Annotated in this window: 9 protein-coding genes and 1 pseudogene; 6 read left to right on the forward strand and 4 right to left on the reverse strand. The window is 61.7% G+C overall.

The window, feature by feature from the left end; all coding sequences use genetic code 11:
* Positions 1–5: 5 nt before the first annotated feature.
* The 4 genes and pseudogenes from accB to gcbA all read right to left on the reverse strand — a co-directional run bounded on the left by accB (position 6) and on the right by gcbA (position 4,854).
* Entirely contained in the window at positions 6–464 is a 459-nt protein-coding gene (gene accB, locus HU724_RS04015) for an acetyl-CoA carboxylase biotin carboxyl carrier protein (RefSeq protein ID WP_016771862.1), read from the reverse strand.
* A gap of 24 nt (positions 465–488) precedes the next feature.
* Positions 489–944, reverse strand: a complete 456-nt coding sequence (gene aroQ / locus HU724_RS04020; protein WP_016771861.1) for a type II 3-dehydroquinate dehydratase — start codon at positions 942–944, stop codon at positions 489–491.
* 241 nt (positions 945–1,185) lie between these two features.
* Positions 1,186–1,692 (reverse strand): annotated as a pseudogene (locus tag HU724_RS27905) (methyl-accepting chemotaxis protein); the annotation flags it as partial.
* Between the two features lie 1,491 nt (positions 1,693–3,183).
* Entirely contained in the window at positions 3,184–4,854 is a 1,671-nt protein-coding gene (gene gcbA / locus HU724_RS04030; RefSeq protein WP_016771860.1) for a diguanylate cyclase GcbA, read from the reverse strand.
* A gap of 415 nt (positions 4,855–5,269) precedes the next feature.
* Between gcbA and HU724_RS04035 the strand changes: the two genes are divergently transcribed.
* The 6 genes from HU724_RS04035 (at position 5,270) to HU724_RS04060 (ending at position 11,958) form a co-directional block, all read left to right on the forward strand.
* Positions 5,270–6,337, forward strand: coding sequence for a DUF2333 family protein (locus HU724_RS04035; protein WP_016771859.1), 1,068 nt, complete (start codon positions 5,270–5,272; stop codon positions 6,335–6,337).
* 3 nt (positions 6,338–6,340) lie between these two features.
* Positions 6,341–6,898 (forward strand): NUDIX hydrolase, encoded by a 558-nt coding sequence (locus HU724_RS04040; protein ID WP_125926231.1) that lies wholly within the window; start codon positions 6,341–6,343, stop codon positions 6,896–6,898.
* 186 nt (positions 6,899–7,084) lie between these two features.
* Complete coding sequence (locus HU724_RS04045) at positions 7,085–7,456, forward strand: translation initiation factor Sui1 (RefSeq protein WP_007914613.1); 372 nt, start codon at positions 7,085–7,087, stop codon at positions 7,454–7,456.
* A gap of 220 nt (positions 7,457–7,676) precedes the next feature.
* Positions 7,677–9,590, forward strand: a complete 1,914-nt coding sequence (gene speA / locus HU724_RS04050) for an arginine decarboxylase (RefSeq protein WP_016771856.1) — start codon at positions 7,677–7,679, stop codon at positions 9,588–9,590.
* A 233-nt stretch (positions 9,591–9,823) separates the two neighbouring features.
* The gene (locus HU724_RS04055; protein ID WP_186567282.1) at positions 9,824–11,170 is read left to right on the forward strand and encodes a type VI secretion system Vgr family protein; all 1,347 of its coding nucleotides are present in this window, start codon (positions 9,824–9,826) and stop codon (positions 11,168–11,170) included.
* Positions 11,167–11,958 carry a DUF4123 domain-containing protein gene (locus tag HU724_RS04060; protein ID WP_016771855.1) on the forward strand — a complete coding sequence of 264 codons (792 nt, stop codon included), beginning with the start codon at positions 11,167–11,169 and terminating at the stop codon, positions 11,956–11,958. Before HU724_RS04055 ends, HU724_RS04060 begins: the two co-directional genes overlap by 4 nt.
* The last annotated feature ends 4 nt before the right edge of the window (positions 11,959–11,962 follow it).

The raw sequence follows: 11,962 nt of genomic DNA on the forward strand, positions 1-11,962 counted from the left end.
GCGGTTCAAACGATGGTGAACAGCGGTTGGTCGTACTCAACCGGCTGGCCGTCTTCGACGAGGATGGATTCGATCACACCGCTGGTTTCAGCTTCGATGTGGTTCATCATCTTCATGGCTTCGACGATGCACAGGGTGTCGCCTTTCTTCACGGTCTGGCCGACTTCAACGAAGGCTGGCGAGGTTGGCGAAGATTTGCGGTAGAAGGTGCCGACCATCGGCGAACGGGCCACGGTGCCGTTCAGCGCAGGTGCAGCAGCGGCAGCCGGAGCAGCGGCAGCGACTGGCGCGGCAGCAGGGGCAGCGGCCGGAGCCTGCATCGGGGCTGGCGCGTAGTACTGCTGCGCCGGGGTCTTGCTGTGACGGCTGATGCGTACGGACTCTTCGCCTTCCTTGATCTCGAGCTCGTCGATGCCGGACTCTTCCAGCAATTCGATCAGTTTCTTAACTTTACGGATATCCATGAATCATCAACTCCCAAGGGTCGGTCAGGGGCGTATAGCTTGGTGTTCAAGCTGCTCTAGTGCGGCCTCCAGGGCCAGTCGGTAACCGCTGGCGCCAAGGCCGCAGATCACTCCTACCGCTACATCGGAGAAGTAGGAGTGATGGCGGAAAGGTTCGCGCTTGTGCACGTTGGACAAATGCACTTCGATGAATGGGATGCTCACTCCCAGCAGCGCGTCACGTAATGCGACACTTGTGTGCGTAAAAGCCGCCGGATTGATCAGAATGAAGTCCACGCCTTCACCGCGCGCAGCGTGGATGCGATCGATCAATTCGTACTCGGCGTTGCTTTGCAGATGCAGCAGATGATGGCCGGCTTCGCGGGCTCGCCGCTCCAGATCCTGATTGATCTGCGCCAGGGTCGTCGACCCGTAGGTCCCCGGTTCCCGGGTGCCGAGCAGGTTCAGGTTGGGGCCGTGCAGCACCAATAGCGTTGCCATCTGCGTTGTCCTTGTTATCAATGAGCAGTCGTCAGAACCCGGCGACTATGCCGCAAAGCCTTTGTGACTGTCCAGTTCCATGCAATAGGCGGCACGATGGGCGATGTTTGCGCGAAATTTGTGACCGAGGATCAGGATCCGGTCACTTGTAATGACAGGGCCGCTGCCTTCGCGAGCAGGCTCGCTCCCACAGGGGTATGCATTCCCAAGTGGGAGCGAGCCTGCTGGCGAAGGTGGTATGTCAGACTCGGAAGGCCTGAACGGCCGTATGCAATTGGCCGCCGAGAACCAACAGATTCTCGCCCTGTTCACGCCCTTGACCGATGCGTAGCAGGTTATCCCCACCCAATTGATGAATGCGCTCGCTGTGATCGCGGATCTCGCTGACCGCGCCACTTTGCTGCGCAGTGACATCGGCGATGCGCACGGCGGTGTCGGCGATGGTCTGGATCGCGCCAACGATTTTGTCCAATGCACCGTCGGCCGCTTGCGCCTGACTGGCCGTGGCTTCGGCGTGTTCGACCTGCGCGCGCATGCCTTCGACCGATTGCCGCGCGGCGGTCTGCAGGCCGGCGATCAGCGTCTGGATTTCCGCCGTGGCCCCAGCGGTGCGTTGTGCCAGCGAGCGCACTTCCTCGGCGACTACGGCGAAACCACGGCCCATCTCCCCGGCGCGGGCCGCCTCGATCGCGGCGTTCAGGGCGAGCAGATTGGTCTGATCCGCAATCGAACGAATCACCGTCAGCACGCCGCCAATGGTTGCCGACTCTTCGGCCAGATGTTCGATCATCTGCGCATTGCCTTGAACTTCACCGACCAGCGCATGCAGCCCGGTCAGGCTCTGGCCGATCACCGTCTGGCCATGCTCGACGGCCAGTCCGGCATGACGGCTGGCGTCCGCAGCCTGCCGGGCATCGCCGGCCACTTGCTGAATGGTCGCCTCGAGTTCCCCCAGCGAGTCGCGAATCAGTGCGGTATCGCCCGCCTGATGCTCTGCGCCGCTGTGCAGGTCATTGCTCAGTTCGGCGAGGGTGCGGCTGCTGCCGGCGACTTGCTCGGCGTTGCCGCGAATCGTGCCGACCAGGTCCACCAGATAGGCGCGCAAGCGATTGAGCGACGCTTCTATGTCGCGCAGTTCACGATTGGTCTTGCCCAGTTGGATGTCGCGACTGAAATCGCCCTCGGCCCAGGTCGACAGCGCCGGGGCGAGGTTGGTCAGGGTGCGGGCGAGGCGCCGCTGCAAGGTGTCGATGAGCAGGGCGATCAGCAGAATCAGGCCGATCATCACGCCTTGCATCAGGCGCACTTCGCCCTGGATCTGCCCGTGTTGCGCGCGTACCACCGGTTCGAGACCGGCGATGGCGTGTTGCACGCTGGCGATTTTTTCGTGGGTGGCGGCGCTGAGATCGGCGCGTTTCTGGATCTGTTCGCGGGTGCGCGCCAGTTCCGCCGGATAGCGGCCAAGCAAACTGTTCAGTTCACGTTTAAGGGCGACACCGGCATCTTCGGCGGCAGCTTTGTCGGTGTTTTCGATGCCCATCAACGCGGCGAAATCGTCACTGCTCGATTCGTTGCTGGCGACCACACCAAGCAAGGGCAGGGCATCGATGGCCTCGGCCTGGGCGCGCATGTTGCTCACTTCACGCTCGACATCGGCAGCCAGTTCACTGCGCCCGCTGCTGACCAGTTTGTCCCGCGCCAGCGACAGTCTGCCCAGATGCTGCGATGCGGCGAGCAGTGGTGCGAGATAGGCCGCGTTGCCATTGGCGTAGGTATTGAGCTGGTCGAGGCTGGCGCTGAGTTCGCGCTCGGCCTGCAACAGTAGCGCCTGCGGATCGCCGGCCAGTTTGCCGGCGGCGAGCAGGTCGGTTTTGCTGAATTCATCAAGGCTCGACAGGCTTGGCTGCACGCTGTCGGCCAGCGTCGGGGGCAGTTCATCCAGTTGCTTGTGCACGCTGTCGATGGCTTGAGCGGCGCTGCTCAGACGCAGCGCGTCACCGCTGGCGAGGTAATCCTCGACGTTGCGCGCTACTTCATTCTGAAATTGTTGCGACAGCCCGAGGTAACGCTCCATCAAAAGATAGGGGCGTTCGAGGGCTTTTTGCGACCACCACAGCGTGGCGCCAAGGGCCACGCAGACGGCGACCAGCAGCAGAGTGTTGAGATTGGTGAGCAACTTCAGGCGCATGACGGCTACCAACGGCAGAAATGGTAAGCGCCTGAATTTATTGCGGATCCATTACAAGGTTATGACCGAATCAGTGGATTCCGATGAAAAAGTGGCACTTTGCTTTGACTGCCGCGCGGTCTGCACCCGATTGCGTCCGGCACCTTTGGCGCGGTACAGCGCCTCGTCGGCCTGGCTGGCCATCATCAGGCTGTCGGAGTCATCGCACATTTCCACCACGCCGGCGCTGAACGTGCACCACAGATCCTGCGGCTGCGCCGGGTAATGAATCTCGGCGAAGCGCTGACGAATTTCGTCGAGGACTTTGTGCGCCGCGTCGATATCGGTGTCGGGCATGACGATGGCGAACTCTTCGCCGCCGTATCGGCCAATAAAATCGGTCTTGCGCAACCGCTGCTTGAGAAACAGCGCCAGGCTCTTGATCACCCGGTCACCCATCGGGTGGCCATGGCTGTCGTTGACGCGTTTAAAGTGGTCGATGTCGAGCATGGCAAAGCTCAGCGGTTTGTTCTCGCGGCGGGCGCGGAACGAGCAGTCTTCGAGCAATTGCAGGATGTGCGTGTGGTTGTACAGGCCGGTGAGGCTGTCGCGAACCATCCGCGCTTTCAGATTGCGTGCCCGCGCGGCGCGGTTGCGCACGGTGGTGATCAGGTGTCGCGGTTTGATCGGCTTGGTCAGGAAGTCATCGCCGCCCTCGCTCATGGCGTCGAGCTGCTTGTCCAGATCGTCCTCGGCCGACAGGTAAATGATCGGCACGCTGACGTAGCGGTCGTTGTGACGGATGACTTTGGCCAGCTCGGTGCCGGTGCAGGCCGGCATGTACATGTCGAGGATGATCAGGTCCGGCTGGAAATCCGCCAGCTCGGCCATTGCCTGAATCGGTTCGATCAGGGTGCGGGTGACAATCCCGGCGCTGTTGAGCAGGCGCTCGGTGTGCAAGGCCTGGGCGCGCGAGTCGTCGATGATCAGCACTTTATAAGGCTCGTACTGGGCGACGCAGGTCAGCACTTCGATTTTTTCCAGCAGGCTCGAGGCTTCAAGGGTGCCGGTGAGGAATTCCTGGCCACCGGCGCGCACGGCGGCGAGGCGGGTCGGAGTGTCGGTTTCGTGCAGGCTGAAGAACAGCAGCGGCAGCGGTTCTTCGAGGCCGACCTGAGCTTCGGCGGCGAGTTTCAGGCCGATGCCGGGGCCACTGAAATCCACGTCCATGACAATCGCCGCGGGTAAGCGCTCGACCATCGACGAGCGAAACGCGGCGACACTGTCCAGTGCCTGCGCGCTGAGGCCAAAGAATTCGAGCTGCTTGGCCAGGCGTTCGGCGCGGTCGTGATCCTGCAACATTACGTAGATCGGCTTGCGCAGCGGCGGCAGGAACGTCTGGTCGAGCTGATCACCATGGCGCAGGCCGGTGCGCGACAGGCGCTGCATCAAGCGATTCAGATCAGTGATCAGGCCGCTGCTGAGGCGCCCACGGTTGGCATCCACCGCTTGCAACGATTGGCTGATGTGGTGCGCCAACTGAGTGTGTTCCGGCTGTTCGAAACGCTCGGCAAAACGCAGCAGACGCAGATTCGCCTCGCTCAGTTCGGCGAGATCGACGGTGGACCACTCGCTACGTTGCAGGCGCTGCCATATCTCAAGAATCTGACGTGCCTGATGAATTACCCGCTGGGCAAAGTGGTGCTTGAGACGCTCACGGCTGGGGTCTTCTGGCTCGGTCATATCCTGACTACTAGTTAGGGTGCATGCTGAGATCGACTGGTGGCTCTATGCTAGCACCTCTTTTCCCTTAGACGAGTGTCGTACGTCAATAATCTGCTGGACGACACGATTCAGTTTCTGACCGGGTGGTTTTCTCATGCACTTGCAGGTCAGTCAGATGCCCGAAATCCGGACGCTTGCCTTGAAGGGCAGGGCAGAACAGTCGGGAATTTGTACATCGCTGCTCGGGCCGAACCCGGATCAGAGTTCACTACGTTGCTGGCGTTGCCCTATCAGGGAATCCCTTAGTGTGTCGCGAAGCGTCATCGGGCCGCACCATTTGCGGCTTATCGTTAGCGACGGGTGCCCGGCCTTGGCACGTTGTTGTATGGTTGTGGTCGAACCGTTGAACCCAAGTGATTGAAAGGATATCGCCATGCTGGACTGGAAAAACCGCGCGGGCAGCGCGCCTGAACGTGCCGCCGAGCCCAAGTCGGCCACCCGCAGCTATGTCGGCGGGCTGCTGTTCAGCCGGGCGCTGGCCACAGTGGTCGGTCTGTATTTGCTGGTCACCATCGCGCTGGGCTGGTACTGGAGCCAGGAACCGGAGCTGTTTCCGGTGGCGCAGAACGCCCAGGTCGCTGCCGAGAAAGAAGGCAAGCAAATGGTGGTCGGCTACACCACGGTCGAGACCCTGAAGACCGTTGCCGGCACCTTGCTCAACAAGCCGGGCGGTTACATTTCCAATGACCGTTTCCCGCCGGGTCTGTGGATGGACAACACGCCGAGCTGGGAATATGGCGTGCTGGTGCAGGTGCGTGACCTGACCCGCGCCCTGCGCAAGGATTTTGCCCGTTCGCAATCGCAGTCGGCCGAAGACGCCGATCTGGCCAAGGCCGAACCACGCTTCAACTTCGACAACAAGAGCTGGGTGCTGCCGTCCAGCGAGTCGGAATACCAGGAAGGCATCAACTCCCTGAGCCGTTATCAGTCGCGCTTGTCGGATCCGAATCAGAAAAACGCGCTGTTCTATGCGCGCGCCGACAACCTCAACAACTGGCTGGGCGATGTCGGCACCCGTCTCGGTTCGTTGTCGCAACGCCTGTCGGCCAGTGTCGGCCGGGTCAAGCTCAATACTGCGCTGAAGACCGAAGTTCCGGCGGTCGGCGAAGTGCCGCAGGTTGACGAAGAAGTTGTGGAAACCCCGTGGATGCAGATTGACAACGTGTTCTACGAAGCACGCGGTCAGGCTTGGGCGCTGTCGCATTTGCTGCGCGCCATCGAAGTCGACTTCGCCGATGTGCTGGCAAAGAAGAACGCCACCGTCAGCGTGCGTCAGATCATCCGTGAACTGGAGGCTTCGCAGGAGCCGGTGTGGAGCCCGATGATCCTCAATGGCAGCGGTTTCGGCGTATTGGCCAACCACTCGCTGGTCATGGCCAACTACATTTCCCGGGCCAACGCTGCGGTGATCGATTTGCGTCAACTGCTCAATCAGGGCTGATACGTGAGCCAGAGCACAAGAGAGGCGGCCCATCGCGCCGCCTCGGACGCCGAACAGATCGCCTGGGTCGACGAGCAGGACAACTTGCTCGGCGCGCTGGTGCGCTCCGATTTGCGCGAGCGCGGGCTGATTGGCCGTGGCACCTACATTATGCTGTTCAATTCCGCCGGTGAGCTGTGCGTGCACCGGCGCACGTTGAGCAAGGCGATTTACCCCGGTTACTGGGATGTTGCCGCAGGCGGCATGGTCCAGGCTGACGAAAGCTACGCCGAGTCGGCGGCGCGCGAGCTTGCAGAAGAGCTGGGCGTCAGCGGCGTCGAACTCACCGCTCACGATCACTTCTACTTCGAAGACACCGGCAACCGTCTGTGGTGTTCGGCGTTTTCCGCCGTGTGGGACGGGCCGCTGAAATTGCAGCCGGAAGAAGTCCTCGAAGCGCGATTCATCCCCGTCGAACAGGTCATGCGCGAAATCAGCGAAAAGCCTTATTGCCCGGACTCTCTGGCCGCGCTGAAGCGCTATCTCAAGGCGCAGCAAAGCAACGTCGCAAAGAACACATGAATTGGCGCCGATTGGCACTTAGCAATCGCGATTTTTGCCGTTACACTGCGCGACCTTTTCAAACTGCACCGAACGCTTCCCAAAAAGCGCCGATGCAGTAGCGCTGCCCCTGCCTGAGTGGGGCTTCGCGGTCGCTGACCTTGCCCAAGGTTGCGATCAGTCTTTGTCCTCCCGAGAGGATTGCCGGTGGCCAAGAAAGCCGCATCCTTCGCCGCCCTGGGCGGCCTGGTATTTTCCACCGACGCAGGTCGTCATTGCCCGGAATGCAGCAAGCCGGTGGACGCCTGTATCTGCAAACAAACCGTGATCCCGGCCGGTGACGGCATTGCCCGCGTGCGTCGCGAAAGCAAGGGCCGTGGCGGCAAGACGGTGACCACCATCACCGGCGTGCCTCTGGCCGAAGACGCGCTCAAGGAGCTGGCGACGACGTTGAAGAAACGTTGTGGCACCGGCGGGGCGTTGAAGGACGGCATCATCGAAATCCAGGGCGATCACGTCGAGCTACTCTTGGCAGAGCTGATCAAGCACGGTTTCAAAGCGAAGAAATCCGGCGGCTAGCAGCCTCTGTGAAACCCTCCGGCGGCTTGATCCGGCTTCGAGTGTTCTCGGATCCGGCGTCGTCGCCATGGTTTTCACAGAGCCTGTTCATGACCGGTTTCTAAACTCCACGCAGTCAGTGCGGTCTACCGCCGCACTGACGAACCGTCATTTTCATTCTTTAGACTGCGCCGGCCTGAACGTCAGGCGACGCACTCTGACTTCTTTATAGGGGACTTCGATGTCCGTACGACGCACACGTAAAGACGATGGCAGCCAATGGACAGTTGCGGACAGCCGCAGCGTTTACGGGATTCGCCATTGGGGGGCCGGGTATTTCGCGATCAATGAAGCCGGTCGCGTCGAAGTACGTCCGAACGGCCCGAGCAGCTCGCCTATCGACCTGTTCGAACAAGTCGACCAACTGCGCAAGAGCGGTTTGTCCTTGCCGCTGCTGGTGCGGTTCCCCGACATCCTGCAAGACCGTGTCCGTCAGTTGACCGGCGCTTTCGATTCCAACATCGAGCGCCTGGAATACCAGAGCAAATACACCGCGCTGTACCCGATCAAGGTCAACCAGCAAGAAGCGGTGATCGAGAACATCATCGCCACCCAGAACGTTTCCATCGGTCTGGAAGCCGGCTCCAAGCCTGAGCTGCTGGCGGTGCTGGCGCTGGCGCCGAAGGGCGGCACCATCGTCTGCAACGGTTACAAGGACCGCGAGTTCATCCGTCTGGCGCTGATGGGCCAGAAGCTCGGCCACAACGTGTTCATCGTCATCGAAAAAGAATCCGAAGTCGGCCTGGTGATCGAAGAAGCCGCCTCGCTGAAGGTCAAGCCGCAGGTGGGTCTGCGCGTGCGCCTGTCCTCGCTGGCCTCGTCGAAGTGGGCGGACACCGGTGGCGAGAAATCCAAATTCGGTCTGTCGGCGGCGCAACTGCTGTCGGTGGTCGAGCGCTTCCGTGGCGCCGGCCTCGATCAGGGCATCCGCCTGCTGCACTTCCACATGGGTTCGCAGATCGCCAACCTCGCTGACTACCAGCACGGCTTCAAGGAAGCGATCCGTTACTACGGCGAATTGCGCAACCTCGGTCTGCCGGTGGATCACATCGACGTCGGCGGCGGCCTCGGTGTCGACTACGACGGTACCCACTCGCGCAACGCCAGTTCGATCAACTACGACATGGACGATTACGCCGGTGTCGTGGTCGGCATGCTCAAGGAATTCTGCGACGCGCAGAGCCTGCCTCATCCGCACATCTTCTCCGAGAGTGGCCGTTCGCTGACCGCGCACCACGCAATGCTGGTGGTGCAGGTCACCGACGTCGAGAAACACAACGACGAAATCCCGCTGATCGAGAACAAAGAGAGCCTGCCGGAAACCGTGCAGTGGCTGGTCGATCTGCTCGGCCCGACCGACATCGAAATGGTCACCGAAACCTACTGGCGCGCCACCCACTACATGAGCGACGTGGCCGCGCAGTATGCCGATGGCAAGCTGACCCTGGCGGAAAAAGCCCTCGCCGAGCAGTGCTACTTCGCCGTGTGCCGTCGCCTGCACAACTCGCTGAAGGCGCGTCAGCGTTCGCACCGCCAGGTGCTCGACGAACTCAACGACAAGCTGGCCGACAAGTACATCTGCAACTTCTCGGTGTTCCAGAGCCTGCCGGACACCTGGGCGATCGATCAGGTGTTGCCGATCATCCCGCTGCATCGCCTCGACGAAGAGCCGCTGCGCCGCGCGGTGCTGCAGGATCTGACCTGCGACTCCGACGGCAAGATCAACCAGTACGTCGACGAGCAGAGCATCGAAACCAGCCTGCCGGTGCACGCGTTGAATGAAGGCGAAGATTACCTGCTGGGCGTGTTCCTGGTCGGCGCCTATCAGGAAATCCTCGGTGACATGCACAACCTGTTCGGTGACACCGACTCGGTGAACATCTACCAGAACGCCGATGGCAGCGTGTACCACGCCGGTATCGAGACCCACGACACCATCGAAGACATGCTGCGTTACGTGCACTTGTCGCCGGAAGAACTGATGACTCACTACCGCGACAAGTGCGCCAGTGCCCGCATCAGTGCCAGCGAGCGCACGCAGTTCCTCGATGCCTTGCGTCTGGGCCTGACCCGCTCCTCCTATCTGTCTTCCTGAGACCCGATAGCGCTCCGGCCGGGTTGTCTGATTTTTTTCCGCAAGCTGTGGAAAAGTCGGACAACCCGGTGGGACATCTCCTGATTTTTTCTCGAAAACCTGTGCTATCACGGTCAGCAAACTCATCTGGTCTGCTTTTCGCGTAGGTCATTTCCTAAGTTGTACTTCGCCTCTCTACTCGGCCATGCCTCTCGGCGAGAATCCCCGGCCGCCCCTCCTGTAGAGATCCGCCCATGTTCGATCCAGTCAACGAGCCGTCGTTTCGTCTCGATGTAGCGGGCCTGTCCGACCCCTTCGAAGTTCTCGCCTTTACCGGAAGGGAAGCGCTCAGCGAACCCTTCGCCTTCGAGATCGATGTGGTGATCGACGATCCGCATCTGGATCTCGCCGGCCTGCTGCACCGTTCCGCGTTCCTGTGTTTCGGCGCGCCCGACCAGGGTGTGCACGGGCAATTGCACAGCCTTGTCCAGCACGAGCACGGCCATGGCTTGCGTTTGTGCCGAGTACGTCTCGGGCCGAGGCTCGACTGCCTCGACCTGCGTTTGAGCCAGCGCATCTTCAGCGGCCGCTGCGTGCCGCAGATCATCGAACAGGTGCTGCGCGAACATGGCATCGTCGGCCTGCAACGACGTTACGAGTTGCACAGCGACTACCCGGCCCGCACCTTCTGCACGCAATACCGCGAATCCGATCTGCAACTGCTTCAGCGTCTGTGCGCAGAGGCGCGCATTCACTACTACTTCGAACATCACCGCGACAGGCACTGCCTGGTGTTCGGCGACGATCCGACGCAGATGCCCCATGCAGACGTCGCGCACTATCAGGGCGAGCATGACCAGCATGGCGTCGCTCCAGCCGTCCGCCAATGGCGACTGCGCGAAGACTCGCAGGCCAGCCAGCGAGGCCCCGATGCCGAAGGCCACAGTGATCTGCCGGCCTTGCGCAGTGGTCAGTGGTTGCCGCTGGACGGCCATCCTTTCCTCGAATGCAACCGCCCATGGCTGCTGACCCGCATCGAGCACCGTGCCGATCAATCTCTCGAATCGCCCTATTGCAATCGCCTGTTCGCGGCCGCGCGGGTACCCGTCTGTGTGCCCGCCGCTGCGCAGTCCAAGCAGCGCATGCACAGCTTGCAGCGTGCCTGGGTGGTCAGCGTCGATGAGCCGCAGCCGGATCGCGCGCGGCCGGTGGCGGTGCAATTCGACTGGCTGTATCAGGGCGAAGGCGCAGCGCCGAGCCATTGCTGGCTGCCCCTCGCGCCTGACCTGAACGAGCTGCCCTCGGCGGCACTCGCCGATGGCGTGGAAGTGGTGGTGAGTTTTCTAGAGGGCGATCCCGATCAGCCGGTGGTCAGTGGCGTGCTCCAGCCCTCGGTGTTGCCAGAGGCTGCGGTCGAGGACGATGAACCGGTATCGCTCCCCGAACTGCTGGTGAGCGATGGGTTGCAGCAATCGTTGCAGTCTGGCGAGCCGTTGCTGTTGCTGTGCCTGATGCCGGGCGGTGGCAGCTTCAACCACTGCGCCGAGTCCGTGTGCAGTTGCCGGCTGCTCACCGCGCTCGATCAGAGCAGCGCACGATGAGCGGCGCGGCGCTTGAGCCCATGGCGCAATGGCTGTTGCTCGACACCCCGGACGCGGCACGCGCCCTGCTGACCTTGCGCCAGGGCTTTGCCGATGTGCAGCGGCACCGGTTGTTCGACGGCACCGAATTTCAGCCGGTCAGTGAGCACGGTCCGGTCCTCGTCGATTTGCGCGAGAGCCCGGCATTGACCGCCCTGTGCCTGCGCGACCCGGACACCTGGCGCGGCCTGTTGCTGAGCTGCGAAATACCGGCGCAGCAGCTGCTCAGCCACTTGCAGCGCATGCTTACCGTCTCGTTCGGTTTGAATCATCGGGCCTTGCTCAGCTATTACAACCGCCAGACCGCCAGCTATTTCTTCGACGCCTGTGACGCCACGCAGCTGAGTCGCTGGCTCGGGCCGATTCGCCAGTTGCGCTGGTTTGGTGGTACCTGGGCGGACCGCGCCATCGGCAGTCAGGGCTGGCAACAGCTGCGCAATCCCGGCCTGCTCGTCGAACCTTTGGGCATCGAAGAAAGCCTGACCCGGCGCCAGCGCGAACGCTTGCAAACCTGTCTGCTGGAGCAGCACATCTGGCGCTGGTGCCAGTCTCTGAGGGTTGATTACCAGACGATTGCTGTGCATGTGCAACAAGGTCTGGCGCTGGGTTTCAGTGACCGTGCCGTGCTGGATGGCTGGCTGTGGCTGCGCCTGCTCAATCCGCGCGCCGTGCTGGTCGTGCCGCCGGCCGGACTGACCCAGCCGGAACGGCTCGATTTTTTGCGTCGGCAGTGGGGCGCGGCGGACTGACTTT

Origin of the sequence: Pseudomonas iranensis (assembly GCF_014268585.2) — a bacterium.
Lineage (GTDB): Bacteria > Pseudomonadota > Gammaproteobacteria > Pseudomonadales > Pseudomonadaceae > Aquipseudomonas > Aquipseudomonas iranensis.